The following is a 20,539-nucleotide window of genomic DNA, read 5'->3' as shown; positions in this document are numbered from 1 at the left end:
GCTCATAGGCATGAGCGAAACCCCGGCGGACAGCGTCGTCCGCACGTACATCGAGACCCACCGCGCCGCCTTCCTCGACGATCTCGCCGAGTGGCTGCGCATTCCGTCCGTCTCGGCCCAGCCCGAGCACGCGGACGACGTACGTCTCAGCGCCGAATGGCTCGCCGCCAAGCTCAAGGAGACCGGCTTCCCGGTCACGGAGATCTGGCCGACCCCCGGCGCGCCCGCCGTCTTCGCCGAGTGGCCGAGCGCCGACCCGGACGCCCCGACCGTCCTCGTCTACGGGCACCACGACGTGCAGCCCGCCGCCGTCGCCGACGGCTGGCACACCGACCCGTTCGAGCCGGTGATCCGCGACGGCCGGATGTACGCGCGCGGCGCCGCCGACGACAAGGGCCAGGTCTTCTTCCACACCCTCGGTGTGCGCGCCCACCTGGCCGCGACCGGCGCCGAGGCCCCGGCCGTGCACCTCAAGCTGATCGTCGAGGGCGAGGAGGAGTCGGGCTCGCCGAACTTCCGCGCCCTGGTCGAGCGCGAGGCCGAGCGCCTCGCCGCCGACGTCGTGATCGTCTCCGACACCGGCATGTGGTCCGAGACCACCCCGACCGTCTGCACCGGCATGCGCGGCGTCGCCGACTGCGAGATCGACCTCCACGGGCCGGACCAGGACATCCACTCCGGCGCCTTCGGCGGGGCCGTGCCCAACCCGGCCACCGTCGCCGCCCGCCTGGTCGCGGCGCTGCACGACGCCGACGAGCGGGTCACCATCCCCGGCTTCTACGACAACATCGCCGAACTCACGGACGAGGAGCGGGCGCTGATCGCCGAGCTGCCGTTCGACGAGTCCGAGTGGCTGCGAACGGCCAAGTCGCACGCGGCCGCGGGCGAGAAGGGCTACTCCACCCTGGAGCGGGTCTGGGCCCGTCCGACCGCAGAGGTCAACGGCATCGGCGGCGGCTACCAGGGCCCCGGCGGCAAGACCATCGTGCCCGCCTCCGCCCACCTGAAGCTGTCGTTCCGCCTGGTGTCCGGGCAGGACCCGTACGAGGTCGAGGCGGCCGTCCGGGACTGGGTCGCGGCGCGGATCCCGGACGGGATCCGGCACTCCATCGTCTTCGGCGCCCCCACCCGGCCGTGCCTGACGCCGCTGGACCACCCGGCGCTGCAGTCCGTCGTACGGGCCATGGGCCGCGCCTTCGGCGAGAAGGTCCGCTTCACCCGCGAGGGCGGCTCCGGACCCGCGGCGGACCTCCAGGACGTACTGGACGCGCCCGTCCTGTTCCTCGGCATCTCCGTGCCGTCCGACGGCTGGCACTCGCCGAACGAGAAGGTCGAGCTGGACCTGCTCCTCAAGGGCGTCGAGACGGCCGCCTACCTGTGGGGCGACCTGGCCGCCGACCACGGGAAGCCCGCCTGACGCAAGCACGCACCACCGCACCGCACGCACCACCGCACGTACCGCACGCACCGCACGTACCGCACGCACCGCACGTACCGAGTCACGAGTCACTGAGCCTGCCTGTCCCACCACCGGGGGAGTTGGAAGTACCTGTGAGCACCCATACCGAGCAGCCGATCTCGCTCACCGCGCCCAGCGGAATCGACCGCGCCGCGCACCACCGCCTCGACGAGGCCTGGCTCGCCGCCGCCTGGAGCCACCCGACGACGCGCGTGTTCGTCGTCTCCGGCGGTCAGGTCCTGATCGACGACACCCCCGACGGGGAGACCGGGATCGTGATGACCCCGGCCTTCGAGGCCCCGGTCACCGAGACGCACCGCTACTTCCTCGGCACCGACGAGGACGGCGTACGGTACTTCGCGCTCCAGAAGGACGCGCTGCCGGGCCGGATGGACCAGTCGGCCCGCGCGGCCGGCCTGCGCGAGGCCGGACTGCTGCTGTCCCCGCGCGACGCCGGGCTGATGGTGCACGCGGTGGCCCTGGAGAACTGGCAGCGGATGCACCGGTTCTGCTCCCGCTGCGGCGAGCGCACGGTGGTCGCGGCCGCCGGGCACATCCGCCGCTGCCCGGGCTGCGGCGCCGAGCACTACCCGCGCACCGACCCGGCGGTGATCATGCTGGTCACCGACGAGCAGGACCGCGCGCTGCTGGGCCGCCAGGTGCACTGGCCGGAGGGGCGCTTCTCGACGCTGGCCGGGTTCGTGGAGCCGGGCGAGTCGATCGAGCAGTCGGTCGTTCGCGAGGTGTGGGAGGAGGCGGGCGTCAGGATCGGCGAGGTCGAGTACGTCGCCAGCCAGCCCTGGCCGTTCCCGTACAGCCTGATGCTGGGCTTCACGGCGCGCGCCACCACCACGGAGATCACGGTCGACGGCGAGGAGATCCAGGAGGCCCGCTGGTTCTCCCGCGATGAGCTGCGCGCGGCGTTCGAGTCGGGCGCGATGGTGCCCCCGTCGGGGATCTCCATCGCGGCCCGCCTGGTCGAGCGCTGGTACGGAGAGCCGCTGCCGCGCCCGCTCGCGTAAGGCGCGTGGGACGGACGGCGCAGGGCCTCCGGACGACGTAAGGCTTCTCACACAGCAGAAGGCCCCCGCCGCGGCGGGGGCCTTTCTGTTCACGCAGCTCTGTTCACGCAGCGCGCCGAGCTGTGGCTCAGACGGCGAGGGCCTGCTTGACCTGGGCCAGGCTCGGGTTCGTCATGACGGCCTCGGTGCCGGCCGCAGACACCACGAGGACGGTCGGAACCGTCTGGTTGCCGCCGTTCGCCTTCTCGACGAACGCCGCGGACTCGGGGTCCAGCTCGATGTTGATCTCGTTGTACGCGATGCCTTCCCGGTCCAGCTGGGTCTTCAGCCGGCGGCAGTAGCCGCACCAGGTCGTGCTGTACATCGTGACGGAACCCGTGTCCTGCATGCTGCGCTCTCCTCTGTGGGGTCTGGGTGGTCCGAGTACTCGAACGTACGGGACCGCGGGGCCATTCCCGCACCCGCGGTACGGCTGGTACGTCAAGTACGTCACGTACGTCAAGGACGCCGGTACGACGAATGCCCGCACCCTGTGGACAAGTTTCCCGTGCGCCCCTGGAGACCTGGCAGCATGGCGGGGTGACATCAGCAACGCACCTCTCATCCTTCCCTGCCGGAGCCGACTCGGCCGACGCGGTGCTCCTGGGCCTGGACCCGGAGCAGCGCGAGGTCGCGACGACCCTGCGCGGGCCGGTGTGTGTGCTGGCGGGCGCGGGCACGGGCAAGACCCGGGCGATCACCCACCGCATCGCCTACGGGGTCCGCTCCGGCCAGCTGATGCCGGCGAGCGTGCTGGCCGTCACGTTCACCAACCGCGCCGCAGGCGAGATGCGCGGCCGCCTGCGCTCCCTCGGCGCGGGCGGGGTGCAGGCGCGGACGTTCCACTCCGCCGCCCTGCGCCAGCTCCACTACTTCTGGCCCAAGGCGATCGGCGGGGAGATGCCCCGGCTCGTCGAGCGCAAGGTCCAGCTGGTCGCCGAGGCGGGCGCGCGCTGCCGCATCCGGCTCGACCGCGGTGAGCTGCGCGATGTCACCGGCGAGATCGAGTGGGCGAAGGTCACCCAGACCGTGCCCTCCGACTATCCGGCGGCCGCCCTCAAGGCGGGCCGCGAAGCCCCCCGGGACATGGCGGAGATCGCCCAGATCTACGGGACGTACGAGCAGCTCAAGCGTGACCGCGGCATGATCGACTTCGAGGACGTGCTGCTGCTCACGGTCGGCATCCTCCAGGACCGGCACGACATCGCGGAACAGATCCGCACCCAGTACCAGCACTTCGTGGTGGACGAGTACCAGGACGTCAGCCCGCTCCAGCAGCGGCTGCTCGACCTGTGGCTCGGCGAGCGCGACAGCCTGTGCGTCGTCGGCGACGCCAGCCAGACGATCTACTCGTTCACCGGGGCCACCCCGGACCACCTGCTGAACTTCCGCACCCGCTACCCGCAGGCCACCCTGGTCAAGCTGGTCCGGGACTACCGCTCCACCCCCCAGGTGGTGCACCTCGCCAACGGGCTCCTCGCCCAGGCCAAGGGCCGCGCCGCCGAACACCGCCTCGAGCTGGTCTCCCAGCGCGAGCCCGGCCCCGACCCGCTCTACGCCGAGTACCCCGACGAGCCCGCCGAGGCCGAGGGCGTCGCCATCCGGATCCGGGACCTGATCGCGGCGGGCGTCCCGGCCGGCGAGATCGCCGTGCTCTACCGCATCAATGCCCAGTCCGAGGTCTACGAGCAGGCCCTCGCCGACGCCGGGGTCCCCTACCAGCTGCGCGGCGCCGAGCGCTTCTTCGAGCGGGGCGAGGTGCAGAAGGCGATCCTCGCCCTGCGCGGCGCCGCCCGCTCCGGCGGGAACGACCCGCTGCTCGACGACGTCGTCGAACTCGGCTCCCAGGTCCGGGCCGTGCTCAGTTCCACCGGCTGGACCAGCGAGCCGCCCTCCGGCTCCGGCGCGGTCCGCGACCAGTGGGAGTCCGTGGCCGCCCTGGTCCGGCTCGCCGAGGACTTCGCCCGGAGCCGGCCCGGAGCCACCCTGGCGGACCTGACGGTCGAGCTGGACGAGCGCCGGGCCGCCCAGCACGCCCCGACCGTCCAGGGCGTCACCCTCGCCTCGCTGCATGCGGCGAAGGGCCTGGAGTGGGACGCGGTGTTCCTCGTCGGCCTGACCGACGGCATGGTGCCGATCACGTACGCCAAGACCGACGAGCAGGTGGAGGAGGAACGCCGGCTGCTCTATGTCGGCGTCACGCGGGCGCGGCTGCACCTGACCTTGTCCTGGGCGCTCTCCCGGGCTCCGGGCGGCCGGGCGTCCCGGCGCCCCAGCCGCTTCCTGAACGGGCTGCGGCCGGGCTCTGCGGCTCCGGGCGGCAGAGCGGGCGCCGCGGGCGCCCCGGCCGAGCGGGGGGTCCGCAAGCGGAGCCGCCGCGGCCCGGCGTTGTGCCGGGTGTGCGGCAAGACGCTGACCGAGGCCGGCGAGCTGAAACTGATGCGCTGCGACGACTGCCCGTCCGACATGGACGAAGGCCTCTACGAGCGGCTGCGGGAGTGGCGCGCGGGCCAGGCGAAGGAGCAGGGACTGCCCGCGTACTGCGTGTTCACGGACCGGACGCTCGTCGCGATCGCCGAGGCCGCACCGTCCGAGGAGGGCGAGCTCTCGATGATCTCTGGAGTGGGTGGCCGTAAGCTCGACCGGTACGGAGCCGACGTCCTGGCCATCTGTGCAGGTCAGGAGCCTGGGGGCGCGGAAGCTGACGGCGCGTAGAAACTCGTCGGAAAAATAGTTTGCACATGCCCAGCGAATCCCCATAGGTTCTTAGCAACGGAAACGGTGGCTTCTCCGAAGCTCCGGATCCGTGCTGTACTTATCCGAATACGTATGGGACAGGCCCCCGGCCCCGTCCCCGAGACGCCGAGAGGAGGCGAGACCAGTGACCAGCTTCATCACCAGCACCAAAATGACCGATCGCTCGGTCGCCGCTTCCTGCACGCTCGGCTCCTCCTCGCTCCTCCCGCTCCTGGGTACCGGTCTGTCTGCGATTTGCGCTGACAGCCGCGCCCTGCTGGCCGCGCCCGCCGCGCGCCTTGTGAGCGAGCGGAATGAGCGACCGACCCAGGCACCGGTGGCAGTACTGGAAGCCCAGGCGCATGGCGCCTATGGGTTTGCGGCCGCAGCCGGTGCCGCCAGTGCCGGATTCAAGACGCAGCAGACGAAGCAGACGAAGCAGCAGCACCACCTGATGTGGGCCTTCCGTGGGCTCGAACCCTGGAGTGATCCAGCCTGATTCCAAGATCAGGCCGGCGCCTTCAGGGCCGCGGAACCCCACCCGGGATCCGCGGCCCTTCTGTTTGTCCCCGAACGGGGACGACGGCACGAAGGAGCCTCGGGACTGGCAAGACCAGGTACCAGCCGCCCCCGGCCGAACCCGGCCGGAACGACTAGCCAACCAAGACGAGGAAGAAAACACCGTGCAACTCGAAGCGCACGCCCCGTCCGTACCGCAGACCCAGACGATCTCCCCGCCCGCAGTCCCGGAGGACTCCACCTTGACTCCCCTCACCGCGCTGACCGCGCTCGACGACGCCATCGAGAACCTCGGCGTACCCGTCGCCTGCCGTACCTACGACCCCGAGGTCTTCTTCGCCGAGTCCCCCGCGGACGTCGAGTACGCCAAGTCCCTCTGCGCCACCTGCCCGCTGGTCGAGGCCTGCCTCGCCGGTGCGCTCGAGCGCCGCGAGCCCTGGGGTGTCTGGGGTGGCGAGCTGTTCGTCCAGGGTGTCGTCGTAGCCCGGAAGCGCCCCCGTGGCCGCCCGCGCAAGAACCCGGTTGTTGCGGCATGACCGCCATCGGAACCATCGACCGCCCCGTGACGCACGACCCCTTGAAGCAGGCCTCCATGACCGCCCACACGACGAGCGAGCAGCCGTACGGCTCCGCCACCGCAGACTTCATCACCGCCGGCGCGATCACCTCGCGTCAGAACAGGACCCGTGAAATGCAACTCATCCCAGAAGCCCTGGCTCGTGCCCATATGGACGACCGCATGCGTGAGGTCGACGCCGAGCGTCAGGCCCTGCGCCTGGTCGCCGCCCGCCGCATGCAGCGGCGAGCCGAGCGCGTCTCGATGCGCGCCCGGCGGGCGCTGGCCATGGCCGTCATGCACTGACAGCTGAAGAAGACAGGACGTCGGCCCTCACCAACCGGTTCACCGGAGGTGGGGGCCGACGTCCGTTTTCGGTGGTGCGCACAGGCCGGCGACCTGTTGGTGCGTCAGGACCCGGTCCCGCGAGTCCCCGCGCCCTGATGACCCGGTGAGCCCGGCGGACCACCGGCCGGCACGACGGACTCCCGCAGGGCCCCTAGGGTGCAGAGCATGCAGCGTGACACGAGGCGCGCGCCGATGGCAGTGAAGCCGGCCGAGCTCGCGCACAACCCGTTCAATCCGCGTATCCGGCTCGGCGACATCGAGGAGATAGCCCAGTCGCTGACCACCAGGGGACAGATCCAGGCCGTCACCGTCGTGCGGCGCGAGGCCTTCCTCGCCGTCCACACCGGGCAGGAGCACGTACTCGGCGAGGCGGACTACGTCGTGGTCGACGGGAACCGCAGCCTGGCCGCAGCCCGGGTGGCCGGGCTCGCCGAGCTGAGGATCGACATCCGTGACGAACTCGCGGCGAGCGCGGAGGAGATGCTCGAGGCGGCGCTGATCACCAGCATCCACCGCGCCGATTTAGGGCCGCTGGAGGAGGCCATGGCGATCCAGCAGCTGGTCCTGGCGTACGGGCGGCCGAAGGACGTCGCGGCGAAGCTCGGCAAGACCGCCGCCTGGGTCTCGCAGCGGCTCGCTCTGCTCAAGCTCACCGACGGCCTGAAGGACAAGGTCCGCAGCGGCGAACTCCCGGTGAAGGACGCCCGTCGCATCGGCGGGCTGGCCGCCGAACGGCAACAGGCGGAGGCTGAGCGGGCGATGAGCCGGGCCAAGTCCGCGCGCAGGACGCCGACTCGGTCCGCGACCCGCTCCGGCGCCGCTGTGGCCGATACCGGTGAACTGGTTAACCCGGTTAATCCGGTACAGGTGTTCGCCGCATACGTCGACCGAGCCGTGGAGTTCGCGTCCAGCATGAAGGGTGTTGCCGCCGCGTACCGGGATGCCGCCACGGCCGACCAGGACGAGGCGGACCGCATGGTGACGCGCCTGCCCGAGCAGCCGGAAATCAGTCCAGAACCGAGCACGGGAGCGACGGCGGCGACCGAACTGCCGCCCAAGCCGGTGCGCTGGCTGCCCGATCCCGTCTCCCGGCTGGGCGCGACCTTCTACGCGTTCGCCGGCGCGGTGCTCTGGGAAACCCTGAGCTACGCCGCGCACCACCTCGACGTGACGATCACCCTGGTGTGAGCCGAGCGGGATGAGCCGAGTGGAGGGGAACCGTCCCCTCCGCCGGTGCGTTGCGCGCGGCTGTCAGCTCCGGACGGGGATATCGTCTGGAGGTGGACCAGCCGAATCCCCACCCCGCCCCGTCGGGACCCGAGGCCCAGCCCGTCGTCTGCGCGCGCTGCGGCAAGAAGGCCCCCGACGGCGCCCCGCCCACCTGGACCTGCTCGGTGGAGAACGGGACCAGACAGTACTTCTGCGTCGACTGCGCGCGGGCCAACCTCAGGGCGATCGAGGGCCGCCTCGACTCGTCCTGGTGGTGACCTCGGGCCCGCAGGCCTCAGGCCCGCCGCTCTGCGCGCTCACTCCTCGGGCAGAAACCCCGGGAGCCAGGACTCCAGTTCGCTCCGCAGCCGTACCGTCGCGCCCAGCTGGCAGAGCACCCCGATGGTGCTCAGCGTCACCCGGTGGATCAGCAGGTACGAGGGCGGCAGATTGATCTGCCGGCCCAACTGGTGTGCGGGGGACCGGGGATCGGCGATCCGGGCCGCCTGACCGCGCAGCCACGGCCGCGTGAAGGTGAACTCCTCTGCCTGGGCGGGCTCGATGATGGGCAACAGGTAGTCCAGCACCGCCTCCGGGTCCAGTTCGATGGACTCCTTCACGAACCCCTCGGCGCACAGGTGCCCGTAGATCCCCTCGGCGTCGCCCTCGAGCGTCATCCGCAGCGACGTGCCGATGGGCTTGGGCCAGCCGCCGGGCAGCCGGTCGACGGTGCCGAAGTCCAGCACGCCGAGGCGCATCCGGCCGTCCGCCCCCGTCAGCAGGCGGAAGTTGCCCGGGTGCGGATCGGCGTGCAGCAGCCCGGTGCGCGCGGGCCCCGAGAAGAGGAACCGGGCCAGCAGCTGCCCGGCGCCGTTGCGCTCCTCCTCGGTGCCGTCCGCTATCACCTCCGACAGCGGGGTCCCCTCCATCCACTCGGTCACCAGCACCTGGTCGCCCTGGTGCACGACGTCCGGTACGACCACGTCCTCGTCGCCCTCGAACGCGTCCGCGTGGATCCGCTGGGCCTCGGCCTCGAGCTCGTAGTCCAGCTCCTCCGCGACCCGGTCCCGCAACTCCTTGATCAGCGGCTTGACGTCCATGCCGGGGATCAGCGGCCCCAGCAGCCCCGCGAACCGGCCCAGTTGCTTCAGGTCCGACAGCAGCGCCTCACCGGCCCCCGGGTACTGGACCTTCACCGCGACCTGCCGGCCGTCGTGCCACACCGCCCGGTGCACCTGCCCGATCGAGGCAGCCGCGGCCGGCTTGTCCTCGAACTCCTCGAACAGGTCGCGCCAGTCGGCGCCCAGCCGGTCCGCCAGCACCTGGTGCACCGTCTCGGCCGGCAGCGGCGGGGCCGCCTCCTGAAGTTTGGTCAGCGCCGCCCGGTACGGCCCGGCGACCTCCTCGGGCAGGGCCGACTCGAAGACCGAGAGCGCCTGCCCGAACTTCATGGCACCGCCCTTCAGCTCCCCGAGCGTGCGGAACAGCTGCTCGGCGGTCCGCTGCTGGAGCTCGCGCGCCACGATCTCCGCAGACTTGCCCCCGATCCGCTTCCCCAGCCCCCAGGTGACCCGGCCCGCGAAGCCGAGCGGCAGCGCGGCCAGCTTGACGGTACGGGTGACCGCCTTCCGGGGAAGATCAGACATATGCCCCTCCAGTTCCCAGACTGCTGTGCCGCAAGCGGCGGTTCAGGATGACCCTCGGCCAACCGCATCCTGTCATGGGGCCCCCGCCCCGCCTCGCCCGAGGCGCCCGCCCCGAACCGGGCACCGATCCGGCCGTCGCCGGACAGCATTCACCCCCAGGGGACGGCTTGACCGGACAGCGGATCGAGCAGTGAGCGGGAAGGGCGGGCGCAGCGGACGAGCGGCTTGCGTCGCCCTCGCAAGAGCCTCATGACCCCACCGCCTGCTCCGCCGGGACCTGGGCCGCTGCGCAGGGGCAGGCGGCGTGGGGGTGCAGAGGGGTCTGTTCCCAGTGGAGGCCCGGGAGGGCGGCCTCCCAGCGGGAGGCCGTGGAGGCGGGGAGTTCGCCGTCGAGGAAGGACAGGGCGTGGGCCGCGGCGAGGCCGGCCACCGCCGTGGCCAGGCCCAGGTCGCAGGCCGCGGTGGTCCGGCGGCGGTGCGCCGAGCGCCACTGGACCAGCATCCGCGGCCAGGCCGGGTCCGCCTCGACCCGGTCGCGTTCCATGCAGCCCGCGCACGCCGTGGCGCCCGGCAGCACCAGCGGCCCCACCAGCCCGGTGCCCTCCAGCACCCCGGCATACAGATGCGGGGTGCCCGTGGCGATCCAGTCGGCCGCGAGGCCCGGATCCGGTGCCCACGCCTGCAGGCCGTCCCTGGGCGCGACCACCACCAGGGACACCCCCGGCTCGGGCCCCTCGTGCTCCGCGGTCCGCGGCGCGCGCCCCGGGGCCGATGCGCGGACCAGCCCGGCAGCGGCCTCCGCCCGCAGCCGGCCGATGCTGCCGGGCCCCAGCCCGCCCGGAGCCACATCCGCCGGCTCCACCCGGCCGCCGTCGAGGACCTCGACCCGGCCCACGCCGGCCCCCGCCAGGACCCCGGCGATCACCCCGCCGACCCGGCCGCTCCCGCGCACCTGGACCCGTATGGCCCTGCGCGCCGCGACACCCCGCAAGTCCCCTCCCGGGTCCCGGTGGACCAGCGAGAGCGAGCCCACATCGGGCCCGAGCCGCTCCAGGGTCTCCGGCCGCTTGCGCACCGCCTGGGCCCGTGGTCCGCCCGCGGTCGCATCGTCCAGCAGCCCGGCCGCCGCCAGCCTCCGCACCAGCGCGTCCACCTGCCCCTCCGGCAGCCCCACGGCCGCCGCCTCGGCGCGCAGCAGCTCCATGCCCCGCGTTCCGTCGATCCGGTCGAGGAGCGATCCCGTCGCCGTGTCCACCGGGCCGAGCACCACCGCATGCGCAGGCGTCACCCCGAACTGCACCGTCTGCAGATCCCGCCACGCCCTCGCCAGCGCCGGCTTCACCTTCGGATACATGGCTTTCCCCCCTCGTACGAACTCCGCCTCTTTCCCTTCCCCCGCAGAGTGCCCGCCCGCCGCATTCCGTGCGCGCATTTGTCCACAGGCAAGGGTTATTAGGCATATGAGATGGAGAAAAAGGGTGTTTCCTGTACCGGCTCGGAATCGATCATGTTCGAACCGTGGAGCAGGGCGACTTCCGCCACGGCGAGCGGGTACGGTCTTGGGCGTGTCCGCCGACCCACAGCAGCGCGCCGTCGAAGTCCGCCGGAGCGCGCGCCGCCGCAGGACCGTATCCGCCTATCGCGAGGGTGACCGTACGGTCGTCCTCATCCCTGCCCGGATGTCCGAGGCCGAGGAGCAGCGCTGGGTGGGGGTCATGCTCGACAAGCTGGCCGCGCAGGAGAGCAAGCGCACCCTCGGGGACGCGGAACTCACCGAGCGCGCCGAGCGTTTGTCCGAGCAGTACTTCAGCGCCCGCGCCCGCCCCCGCTCGGTGCGCTGGGTCACCAACCAGAACACCCGCTGGGGCTCCTGCACCCCGGCCGAAGGCAGCATCAGGCTCTCGCACCGCCTCCAGGGGATGCCGGAGTACGTCGTCGACTACGTACTGCTCCACGAACTCGCCCACCTGCTCGTGCCCGGCCACGGCCCCCGCTTCTGGGAACTGCTCGAGGCCTACCCGCGCACCGAGCGGGCCCGCGGCTACCTCGAGGGAGTGGTCGCCGCCGAGCGCCTCCCCAAGGTCCCGGCGGCCCGCGAGGAATGACCCCGCCCGCGCACCGTCGGGCGCGGACGTCTCGATATGTACCGGGTCGGTACCGGCTTGGCCGGATGTCGGCAGATGCGGCTAGCCTGAGCGGCACGCATTTCACTGTCGGGATGGGGGACGGTCGTTACGTATGGCCAGGGAATTCCAACGCGGTCACAAGGCCAAGATCAGCGATCTGACGGCAGGCACCGATCTGTACGTGGGCGTCCAGATCGCCGGCCCCGGACTCGCCTTCGACATCAGCTGCTTCGGTCTCGACGCCAATGAGCAGTTGTCGGACGACCGTTACTTCGTCTTCTACAACCAGCCGAAGTCGCCTGAGGAGTCCATTCAGCAGCTCGGCACGCAGGCCGGCGACACCGAGTCCTTCCGGGTGACGCTGGACCGCGTTCCGGCGGGCATCCACAAGCTGTCCTTCACCGCCACGATCGACGGCGCCGGGCAGATGTCGCAGATCGGCCCGGGTTACATCCGGATCGTGGCCGGCGGCGAGGAAGTCGTCCGGTACTCGTTCACGGGCGCGGAATTCAGCACCGAGCGCGCGGTGATGCTCGGCGACTTCTACCTCAAGGACGTGTGGCGCTTCGCCGCCGTCGGCCAGGGCTTCGACGGCGGACTCGCCGCACTGCTGAAGAACTTCGGCGGCGAGGTCGCCGAGGAGGACCAGGCGCAGGCCCAGCAGCAGCCGCAGGCCCCCGCCCAGGCCCAGTCCGGCGCCGCGCCGGGATTCGCCCCGCCGCCGCAGGCCGCCGCCCCGGCGCCGTCCTTCGGCGCTCCGGTCCAGGCCCCGCAGGCACCCCAGGCCCCGCAGTCCCCGCACGTCCCGCAGCCGGCCCCGGCCCCCGCGCCCGCCCCGGTGCACTCGGCCCCGACCATGGTCGGCCCGATCGCCACCCCGCAGGCCCCCGCGCCGTACGGCCAGCCGCCCCACGCCCCGCAGCCGCCCGGCCCGCCGTCGTACGGCCAGCAGCCGCAGCCCTCGTACGGCCAGATGCCCGGCCACGGCCAGGTCCCGCCGCCGGCCCCGGCCCCCGCGCCGTACGGGCAGCAGCCTCCCGGCTACGGCCAGGTCCCCGGCCAGCAGCCGCCCCCGTACGGCCAGGCGCCCGGGCAGATGCCCGGCCAGCAGCCCGGCTACGGCCAGGGCGCCCCGCAGGCCGCCGGCGCCGGCCTCGCCGCCGCCCTCCAGCCGTACAAGGAAGTCCCCACCGGCACCCGTTGGACCGCGCAGAACCAGCAGCTCATGCGGGTCGACCTGGCGATGGGCGGCCAGCCCGTCCTCGCCCGCCAGGGCAGCATGGTCCTCTACCAGGGCAAGGTCGACTTCAGCTACAAGGGCGCGGGCTTCGCCGGCCGCATCGTCGGCAACGCCACCGGCCAGGAGATGCAGCTGATGCGCTGCAGCGGCCGCGGCCAGGTCTTCCTCGCCGAGAACGGCGCGCACCTGCACGCCATCGAGCTCCAGGGCGACGGGATCTGCGTCTCCGCCGAGAGCGTCCTCGCCTTCGACGAGTCCCTCCAGCACGAGGTCCGTCGCATCGAGGGCCACGGCATCCCCGGCGGCGCCCTGTTCACCATGCTGTTCCAGGGCTCCGGCACGGTGATCGTCAAGACGCACGGCACGCCGGTCGTGCTGCCCGTCACCCCGACCACCTTCGCCGACAGCAACGCCATCGTCGCGTGGTCCGCGGCCTCCCAGGTGATCGTCTCCAGCCAGGTCCGGCTGCGGCGCAACGCCTACCCCGGCCACAGCGGGGAGACCGTGAACCTCCAGTTCCGCGGCGCTCCCGGCAACTTCATCGTCGTCCAGCCGTACGAGGTCTGAGGGAGCCCGTCATGAACGCAATGAACCAGCAGCTCGCGGGCTACGCCCCCACCCCCGTCACGGCCCGCATGGAGAACCACGGCCGGGCCATGCTCAAGGTCGCCATGCAGAGCGGCCAGGACCTCTTCGCACGCACCGGCTCGATGGTCGCGTACGAGGGCTTCGTCCAGTACGAGCCCAACCCGCCGGCCCTGCGCCAGATGGCCTCGCAGTGGCTCACCGGCGAGGGCGCCCCGCTGATGAAGTGCACCGGCGACGGCCTGCTCTACCTCGCGGACTACGGCGCCGACGTCGTCGTGATCAACCTCAACAACGACGCGCTGTCGGTCAACGGCACCAACCTGCTCGCCTTCGACGCCCACCTCCAGTGGGGCGTCGAACGGGTCAAGGGCATGGCGAAGTTCGCCGGCCAGGGTCTGTTCAACGTGCAGGTCGCCGGCACCGGCTGGGTCGCGATCACCTCCCGCGGCACCCCGATCGTGGTCGACTGCGGCCGCGGCGAGGACGAGACGTACGTCGACCCCGACGCGCTCGTCGCCTGGTCCCCGAACCTCAAGGTGAAGGGCAAGCGCAGCTTCAAGGCCTCGTCGATGATCGGCCGGGGCAGCGGGGAGGCCTACCAGATGGCCTTCTCCGGCCAGGGCATCGTCGTCGTACAGCCCAGCGAGGACAGCACCGACCGGCTCCGGACCCGGGGCTGAGGGGGAGCGGACACATCATGCAGAGCGCACTTTTCGCCCACGCCGAGGCGCAGTCCCAGGAGCGGTACGCCGTCCAGAACCCGCAGCTGCTGCGGGTCACCCTGTCCGGCTCCGACGACGTACTCGCCCGCAAGGGCGCGATGGTCGCCTACCAAGGGATCATCGACTTCGACGGCGAGTACCAGAGCACCACCCAGCGCACCGCCCGCGCCCGCACTGGCGAGGGCCTCGACCTGATGCGCTGTTCCGGGCAGGGCACGGTCTACCTGGCCAACCTCGCCCAGTACGTGCACGTCGTGGACGTGGACCAGGACGGCCTCACCGTCGACAGCAGCTACGTGCTGGCCCTGGACTCCACCCTGCACACCGAGGCCATCGCGGTGGACAGCCAGTACGGGATCTCCGGCTCCGGCAAGTACCAGCTCAACATCTCCGGCCGCGGCAAGGTCGCGCTGATGACCTCCGGGCAGCCGCTGATGATGCAGGTCACGCCCGACAAGTACGTCAACGCCGACGCGGACGCCATCGTCGCCTGGTCCACCTCGCTGCGCGTGCAGATGCAGGCCCAGACGCACTCCACCGGCGTCTGGCGCCGCCGCGGCAACACCGGCGAGGGCTGGGAGCTCAGCTTCCTCGGCACCGGCTTCGCGCTGGTGCAGCCGAGCGAGGTGCTGCCGCCGCAGAACGCCCAGCTCGGGCAGGGCCTCGCCGCGCAGTACGGCATGGGCCAGCACGGCGCCCACGCGCAGAACCAGAACAACGCCTGGAACTAGCGCGCCGTACGGCATACGGAAGGGGCGGCTCCGCGGATGCGGGGCCGCCCCTTTCCGTCGTTCCAGGGCGTCGTTCCGGGGCGTCAGAGCCGCGCCCGGGTCGCCTCCATCAGCCGGACGACCGAGGTGTCGGCCACCGCCGCCACCTCCTCGTACGGGAACCAGCGCAGGTCCAGCGACTCCTCGCTGATCTCCGCCACCGCGTCGGCCGGCGCCAGCGCCGCGTACTGCACGTCCAGGTGCCAGTTGCACGGCGCCGGGATGGGGTGCCGGTCCAGCCGTACGGGGCCGCCCGGCAGCAGGGTCAGCCCGGAGGTGATGCCCGACTCCTCGACGGCCTCGCGCAGCGCGGCCCCGGCGAGGGTGGTGTCCTCGGGCTCGCAGTGCCCGCCCATCTGGAGCCAGATGCCGAGCTTCTTGTGCAGCGTCAGCAGGACGCGCCCGCCCGCCGGGTCGACGACCAGCGCGCTGCCGGTGATGTGCCCGGCCCGGCACGGCTTGTAGACCCCGTCGGGGTGCTCGGCCAGGTGCTCCAGATAGAGGTCTCGCAGCTCGGGCTGGCCCTCGTACCCCTTGAGGACCAGCACCGCGTCGTCGTACAGGCTCACTTCTTCGCTTCACCCTCGTCGTCGGAGTCGCCGTCGCCCTGCTCGGCCTGCTTGCCCTGGTCGCGCTTCTGCGCCGCCTCGCCGAGCATCTTGTCGATCTCGGAGAAGTCCAGCTGCTCGCGGTGCACGAACCCGTCCGGGTCGTCCAGGTCGGAAGCCGTCGGCAGCATGTCCGGGTGCTCCCACAGCCCGTCGCGGCCGTCCACGCCGCGCGCGTCGGTCAGCGAGGCCCACAGCCGCGAGGCGTCCCGCAGCCGGCGCGGGCGCAGCTCCAGCCCGACCAGCGTCGCGAAGGTCTGCTCCGCCGGACCGCCCGAGGCGCGCCGCCGGCGCATGGTCTCGCGCATGGCGTCCGCCGAGGTCAGCCGGGGCTTGGCCGCCTCGTGCACGACCGCGTCCACCCAGCCCTCGACCAGCGCGAGCGCCGTCTCCAGGCGGGCCAGCGCGGCCTTCTGCTCGGGGGTGTCCTGCGGCTGGAACATGCCGCCCTGCAGGGCTTCCTGCAGCTGCTCTGGGTTCGACGGGTCGAGCTGGCCGACCACATCCTCCAGCTTCGAGGTGTCGACCTTGATGCCCCGCGCGTACCCCTCGACCGCGCCGAACAGGTGCGAGCGCAGCCACGGCACGTGCGCGAAGAGCCGGGCGTGGGCCGCCTCGCGCAGAGCCAGGTACAGCCGCACCTCCTCGGGGGGGACGCCCAGGTCCTTGCCGAAGCTCTCGATGTTCAGCGGCAGCAGGGCGGCCTTGCCGGCCGGGCCCAGCGGCAGTCCGATGTCGGTCGAGCCGACGACCTCGCCCGCGAGCACGCCCACGGCCTGGCCGATCTGCTGGCCGAACATGGCCCCGCCCATCGAGCGCATCATGCCGAGCAGCGGGCCCGCCATGGCCTGCATCTCCTCGGGCAGCACGCTGCCCATGGCCGCGCCGACACGCTCGGCGACCGGGTCCACGAGCTCCTTCCACACCGGGAGGGTCGCCTCGACCCACTCGGCGCGGCTCCACGCGACGGCCGTGGTGGCGCCCGAGGGCAGCGAGGTCACCCCGTCCAGCCAGTGGTCGGCGAGGCGCACGGCCTCCTCGACGGCGGACTTCTCCGCGACGCCGACGCTCGTGTCCTTCACGCCGTCCGCCGTGCCCTGGGCGACGGTCTGGCGGGCGATGTCCTTGGCCATGTCCCAGTTCACGGGACCGCCCTCGTAGCTGAGCATCTGGCCGAGCTGCTGGAAGGCCGCACCCAGGTCGTTCGGGTTCATCGAGCCGAACATCGCCGCGAACGGATTGTCCGCGCCGCCGGGGCCGCCGGCGCCGCCCGGCAGGCCCATGCCCGGGAACCCGAACGGATTCGGGCCGCCCTGACCGCCCTGATTGCCCTTCTTGTTGCCCTCGTCGCCGTTCTCCGGCTCCTCCGGCGGAAGGCCGAATCCGAATGGGGTGTCGCTCACGGGTTTCCTCGGCTCGTAGGGCCGCCGGCAGGGCCGACGGGAAATGGTCCGACAACACCACCCAGCGTAGACACCACACCCGCTTCCGGGCTCGGTGCTCCGCCGACTCCTGGGCTGCGGCAGGATGGACATCACCTGGTAGGTACGCGTCACGGCGCGTCCCTACTGAAGACAACCGCTGGAGACGCCTGGTGAGTTCCCCAGATCCGCAGGTTCGCGCGCCGCACGACGCCGAAAACCGCCCTGAGCACGGTGAGAGCGCCCATGGCGTTCGCCAGCCGCGAAACCAGCCGGACCCCCGCAAGAACGGCCCCGTGATCGCCGTGACCGGCGCCGCCTCCGGGGTCGGGGCGGCCCTGGTGGCCCGCCTGGCCGCCTCCGACGAGGTCAAGCTGGTCGTGGCGATCGACGAGCGGCGCGGTGACTGCGCGGCCGCGCAGTGGCACGTCCTGGACGTACGGGACCCCGCGATCGCCGAGAAGCTGCGCGGCGCCGACGTGGTCGTGCACCTGGCGCTGGACCTCGACCTCGAGACGGACCCGGCGGCGCGTACGGCGTACAACGTGCGCGGTACCCAGACCGTTCTGACGGCCGCCGCGGCGGCGGGGGTGCACCGGGTCGTGCTGTGCACGTCCGCGATGGTCTACGGGGCGCTGCCGGACAACGACATCCCGCTGTCGGAGGACTCCGAGCTGCGGGCCACGGCCGAGGCGACCGGCGTCGGCGACCTGCTGGAGATCGAGCGGCTGGGCCGCCGTGCGCCCCGGGCGCACCCCGGACTGAACGTCACGGTGGTCCGCCCCGCAGTCCTGGTCGGCGGCACGGACACCGCCCTGACCCGCTATTTCGAGTCCCCGCGCCTGCTGGTGGTCGCTGGTTCCCGCCCGACCTGGCAGTTCTGCCACGTCGAGGACCTGGTCAGCGCGCTGGAGTACGCCGCCCTGGAGAAGGTCGAGGGCGAGCTCGCGGTGGGCTGCGAGGGCTGGCTGGAGCAGGAGGAGGTCGAGGAGCTGAGCGGCATCCGCCGCATGGAGCTCCCGTCGGCGGTCGCTCTGGGCGCGGCGGCCCGGCTGCACCGGATCGGCCTGACGCCGTCCCCCGCGGGCGATCTCGCGTACACGATGCATCCGTGGGTGGTCAGCGTCAGCGGGCTGCACGCGGCGGGCTGGCGGCCGCGCTGGACCAACGAGGAGGTGCTGGCCGAGCTCCTCCAGGAGGTCGCGGGCCGGCACACGGTCGCGGGCCGCCGCCTGGGCCGCAAGGACGCCACCGCCGCGGGCGCCGCGGGCGCGACGGTCGCCCTGCTGGGCGCCGCCGCAGTGGTCCGCGCCGCCCGCCGCCGCCGAGGCCTCTGACCCCCGGCCCGGGCCCGGCGCCTCGCCCCGGGCCCGGCGGGCGGTGGGTGCCTCGGTCTGCTGCGGTGTGCGGAGCGAGCGGGGGTTCTGTAGGAGGCTCCATATCTGCAGGTCGTACAGCCGGTCGAATTGGCTATTCCGGGATGTGAGAGCGGTGGTGCACGATGGCTGCATGGCACCGCACTTCGACCACCCAGGCGAGCAGGCCGCTTCGGACCCGATCCGGCTGCTCGAGATCCGTGAGACCCCGCTCTCGATCGACGAGGTCTTCACGGCCGTCGGCGACGACGCGACGGGCGGCACGACGCTCTTCGTCGGCACGGTGCGCAACCACGACAGCGGGGCGGACGTCGACGCGCTCGGCTACTCCTGCCACCCGACGGCCGAGGCCGAGATGCGCCGCGTCGCCGAGCGCGTGGTGGCCAAGTACCCGGTCCGCGCCCTGGCCGCCGTCCACCGGGTCGGCGACCTGTCCGTCGGTGATCTCGCGGTGATCGTGGCCGTGTCCTGCCCGCACCGCGGCGAGGCCTTCGAGGCCTGCCGGATGCTGATCGACGACCTGAAGCACGAGGTCCCGATCTGGAAGCACCAGACCTTCTCCGACGGCACGGAGGAGTGGGTCGGCGCCTGCTGATCAGGTCGGGGGACCCGGCCGCGGGGAGGTTTTCGCGAACCGGTACTGTCCCACCCGTTCGGCCGCGCAACACGCCCTCGATTTGCGTAACCCCCTCCCGGGCACGAGCGTTGAAGCCACCAACGACACGTACTTTCGGGGCAGGGAGGCACGTCCATGGCGTCATTGGCGTGGTTGCTGATTCCGCTGTTCGCCGCGATCGGAGCGGCGATATGGGGCAGCTGGGCGGCGCGCGACCGCACTCAAGGTGACATATCCGAACTCGCGGGCTACGCGAGGTTCCGTGAAGCGATGGACAAGGCCGATCAGGCCAGGGCGAAGGCAGCGGCCCATTCCGGTTCCGACGCGGTATGACGCGTCCCGGGCGAGGCCCCCTGAGAATCCGCTGAGAGTTCCGCGTACGGCCCCCGTACGGACCGGCCCCGGCGGCCGCCCGTCAGGGCCGTCACGTACTGTCGATCCATGCCACGCCGCACTGCGACGATGCTCGCTTCCACCCTCATGCTGTTCGCGCTGCTCTGCGCAGGAGTGTTCATCAAGGTCCCGTACTCGGAAATGAGCCCGGGCCCGACGGTGAACACGCTCGGGGACTCGCGCGGCGAGCCCGTCATCAGCATCGCGGACCACAAGACGTACCCGGCCGGCGGGCACCTCAACATGACGACGGTCCGCGTCACGGGTGCCGACTACGACATGAACCTGCTCGAAGCGGTCTACGGCTGGCTGTCCGACGACAACATCGTCGTCCCGCACGAGAACCTCTACCCGGACGGGAAGACGGAGGAGCAGTCCACCCAGGAGAACGCGGAGGAGTTCAGCCAGTCTCAGGAGAGCGCCAAGGTGGCGGCCCTCAAGCAGCTGGGCACGCCGGGGGTCAGCACCCGCGTCGTGGTCTCCACCGTCGTCAAGGGCAGCCCCGCCGAGGGCAAGCTGCACGCTGGTGACGTGATCCGGGCCGTCGACGGCAGCCCGGTGGGCGCCCCCGAGGACGTGGCCAAGCTCGTCACCAAGCACAAGGCCGCCGAGCCGGTCGAGTTCACCATCGTGCCCATGGCCGAGGCGGCCGAGGCCGAGAAGGCGCACCGCGAGCCCACCGGGTCGACCAAGGTCGTGATCACCACCGCCAAGGCGGAGGGCGACGGGCACGCCATCGTCGGCATCCGGGCGGGCACCGACCACACCTTCCCGTTCGCGATCGACATCAAGCTCGCCGACGTCGGCGGCCCGAGCGCGGGCCTGATGTTCGCCCTCGGCATCGTCGACAAGCTCACCCCGGGCGATCTCACCGGCGGCAAGTTCGTCGCGGGCACCGGCACCATCGACGACGCGGGCAAGGTCGGCCCCATCGGCGGCATCCAGATGAAGACGATCGGCGCCCGCCAGGCCGGCGCCGAGTACTTCCTGACGCCCGCCGAGAACTGCTCCTCCGCCGCCCAGCACATCCCCGACGGCCTGACCCTCGTGAAGGTCTCCACCATCGGCGACGCCGCGAAGGCACTGGAGAAGATCAGCAAGGGGGACACGGCCGGGCTGCCGCAGTGCGGCAAGCCCTGACCGGT

General features: G+C 72.0%; 21 protein-coding genes. 16 read left to right on the top strand and 5 right to left on the bottom strand.

The window, feature by feature from the left end; all coding sequences use genetic code 11:
• Positions 1 to 10: 10 nt before the first annotated feature.
• Both OHT74_RS13600 and nudC read left to right on the top strand, forming a co-directional pair.
• Positions 11 to 1,417 carry a dipeptidase gene (locus OHT74_RS13600; protein WP_266664003.1) on the top strand — a complete coding sequence of 469 codons (1,407 nt, stop codon included), beginning with the start codon at positions 11 to 13 and terminating at the stop codon, positions 1,415 to 1,417.
• 122 nt (positions 1,418 to 1,539) lie between these two features.
• Positions 1,540 to 2,481 (top strand): NAD(+) diphosphatase, encoded by a 942-nt coding sequence (nudC, locus tag OHT74_RS13595; RefSeq protein ID WP_266664001.1) that lies wholly within the window; start codon positions 1,540 to 1,542, stop codon positions 2,479 to 2,481.
• 127 nt (positions 2,482 to 2,608) lie between these two features.
• On the opposite strand, the gene OHT74_RS13590 is transcribed toward nudC, so the two are convergent.
• Positions 2,609 to 2,869, bottom strand: coding sequence for a mycoredoxin (locus OHT74_RS13590; protein WP_328620364.1), 261 nt, complete (start codon positions 2,867 to 2,869; stop codon positions 2,609 to 2,611).
• Positions 2,870 to 3,000: 131 nt separating this feature from the next.
• Between OHT74_RS13590 and OHT74_RS13585 the strand changes: the two genes are divergently transcribed.
• The 6 genes from OHT74_RS13585 to OHT74_RS13560 all read left to right on the top strand — a co-directional run bounded on the left by OHT74_RS13585 (position 3,001) and on the right by OHT74_RS13560 (position 8,166).
• Complete coding sequence (locus OHT74_RS13585; RefSeq protein ID WP_328620363.1) at positions 3,001 to 5,235, top strand: ATP-dependent DNA helicase UvrD2; 2,235 nt, start codon at positions 3,001 to 3,003, stop codon at positions 5,233 to 5,235.
• Between the two features lie 166 nt (positions 5,236 to 5,401).
• Complete coding sequence (locus OHT74_RS13580; protein ID WP_266663996.1) at positions 5,402 to 5,755, top strand: hypothetical protein; 354 nt, start codon at positions 5,402 to 5,404, stop codon at positions 5,753 to 5,755.
• A 184-nt stretch (positions 5,756 to 5,939) separates the two neighbouring features.
• Positions 5,940 to 6,311, top strand: a complete 372-nt coding sequence (locus OHT74_RS13575) for a WhiB family transcriptional regulator (protein WP_030153506.1) — start codon at positions 5,940 to 5,942, stop codon at positions 6,309 to 6,311.
• Positions 6,308 to 6,637: a hypothetical protein gene (locus OHT74_RS13570; RefSeq protein ID WP_266625714.1), complete on the top strand. Its 330-nt coding sequence runs from the start codon at positions 6,308 to 6,310 to the stop codon at positions 6,635 to 6,637. Before OHT74_RS13575 ends, OHT74_RS13570 begins: the two co-directional genes overlap by 4 nt.
• Before the next feature lie 234 nt (positions 6,638 to 6,871).
• Positions 6,872 to 7,867, top strand: coding sequence for a ParB/RepB/Spo0J family partition protein (locus OHT74_RS13565; protein ID WP_328620362.1), 996 nt, complete (start codon positions 6,872 to 6,874; stop codon positions 7,865 to 7,867).
• Positions 7,868 to 7,959: 92 nt separating this feature from the next.
• Positions 7,960 to 8,166 carry a hypothetical protein gene (locus tag OHT74_RS13560; protein ID WP_099889587.1) on the top strand — a complete coding sequence of 69 codons (207 nt, stop codon included), beginning with the start codon at positions 7,960 to 7,962 and terminating at the stop codon, positions 8,164 to 8,166.
• Positions 8,167 to 8,205: 39 nt separating this feature from the next.
• Here the strand turns inward: OHT74_RS13560 and OHT74_RS13555 are convergent, their stop codons facing one another.
• Together OHT74_RS13555 and OHT74_RS13550 are read right to left on the bottom strand one after the other, a co-directional pair.
• Positions 8,206 to 9,534 (bottom strand): ABC1 kinase family protein, encoded by a 1,329-nt coding sequence (locus OHT74_RS13555; RefSeq protein WP_266663989.1) that lies wholly within the window; start codon positions 9,532 to 9,534, stop codon positions 8,206 to 8,208.
• A gap of 247 nt (positions 9,535 to 9,781) precedes the next feature.
• Positions 9,782 to 10,888, bottom strand: a complete 1,107-nt coding sequence (locus tag OHT74_RS13550) for a ThiF family adenylyltransferase (RefSeq protein WP_328620361.1) — start codon at positions 10,886 to 10,888, stop codon at positions 9,782 to 9,784.
• Between the two features lie 106 nt (positions 10,889 to 10,994).
• Here OHT74_RS13550 and OHT74_RS13545 point away from each other — a divergent pair, with 106 nt between their 5' ends.
• The 4 genes from OHT74_RS13545 to OHT74_RS13530 all read left to right on the top strand — a co-directional run bounded on the left by OHT74_RS13545 (position 10,995) and on the right by OHT74_RS13530 (position 14,941).
• The gene (locus OHT74_RS13545) at positions 10,995 to 11,639 is read left to right on the top strand and encodes a M48 family metallopeptidase (RefSeq protein WP_399246777.1); all 645 of its coding nucleotides are present in this window, start codon (positions 10,995 to 10,997) and stop codon (positions 11,637 to 11,639) included.
• A 133-nt stretch (positions 11,640 to 11,772) separates the two neighbouring features.
• On the top strand, positions 11,773 to 13,467 hold the full coding sequence (locus OHT74_RS13540) for a TerD family protein (protein ID WP_328620360.1): 1,695 nt from the start codon (positions 11,773 to 11,775) through the stop codon (positions 13,465 to 13,467).
• A 20-nt stretch (positions 13,468 to 13,487) separates the two neighbouring features.
• Positions 13,488 to 14,168: an AIM24 family protein gene (locus tag OHT74_RS13535; RefSeq protein WP_030291234.1), complete on the top strand. Its 681-nt coding sequence runs from the start codon at positions 13,488 to 13,490 to the stop codon at positions 14,166 to 14,168.
• Positions 14,169 to 14,185: 17 nt separating this feature from the next.
• Positions 14,186 to 14,941, top strand: a complete 756-nt coding sequence (locus OHT74_RS13530; RefSeq protein ID WP_266663983.1) for an AIM24 family protein — start codon at positions 14,186 to 14,188, stop codon at positions 14,939 to 14,941.
• Positions 14,942 to 15,024: 83 nt separating this feature from the next.
• On the opposite strand, the gene OHT74_RS13525 is transcribed toward OHT74_RS13530, so the two are convergent.
• A complete protein-coding gene (locus tag OHT74_RS13525; protein ID WP_266663981.1) occupies positions 15,025 to 15,549 on the bottom strand; it encodes an NUDIX hydrolase in 525 nt (174 codons plus the stop codon).
• Positions 15,546 to 16,991, bottom strand: coding sequence for a zinc-dependent metalloprotease (locus OHT74_RS13520; protein WP_328620359.1), 1,446 nt, complete (start codon positions 16,989 to 16,991; stop codon positions 15,546 to 15,548). Before OHT74_RS13520 ends, OHT74_RS13525 begins: the two co-directional genes overlap by 4 nt.
• 191 nt (positions 16,992 to 17,182) lie before the next feature.
• On the opposite strand from OHT74_RS13520, the gene OHT74_RS13515 reads away from it, so the two are divergent.
• The 4 genes from OHT74_RS13515 to OHT74_RS13500 all read left to right on the top strand — a co-directional run bounded on the left by OHT74_RS13515 (position 17,183) and on the right by OHT74_RS13500 (position 20,534).
• Positions 17,183 to 18,346 carry an SDR family oxidoreductase gene (locus OHT74_RS13515; protein ID WP_328620358.1) on the top strand — a complete coding sequence of 388 codons (1,164 nt, stop codon included), beginning with the start codon at positions 17,183 to 17,185 and terminating at the stop codon, positions 18,344 to 18,346.
• A 172-nt stretch (positions 18,347 to 18,518) separates the two neighbouring features.
• Positions 18,519 to 18,980, top strand: coding sequence for a molybdenum cofactor biosynthesis protein MoaE (locus OHT74_RS13510; protein ID WP_266625697.1), 462 nt, complete (start codon positions 18,519 to 18,521; stop codon positions 18,978 to 18,980).
• A gap of 156 nt (positions 18,981 to 19,136) precedes the next feature.
• Entirely contained in the window at positions 19,137 to 19,334 is a 198-nt protein-coding gene (locus OHT74_RS13505) for a hypothetical protein (RefSeq protein ID WP_266663975.1), read from the top strand.
• A gap of 108 nt (positions 19,335 to 19,442) precedes the next feature.
• On the top strand, positions 19,443 to 20,534 hold the full coding sequence (locus tag OHT74_RS13500) for a YlbL family protein (RefSeq protein ID WP_266663973.1): 1,092 nt from the start codon (positions 19,443 to 19,445) through the stop codon (positions 20,532 to 20,534).
• Positions 20,535 to 20,539: the final 5 nt, after the last annotated feature.

This window comes from Streptomyces sp. NBC_00354 (assembly GCF_036106915.1).
Lineage (GTDB): Bacteria > Actinomycetota > Actinomycetes > Streptomycetales > Streptomycetaceae > Streptomyces.
The sequence above is the reverse complement of the archived record's forward strand: the minus strand, read 5'-3'. Positions and strand labels throughout refer to the sequence as shown.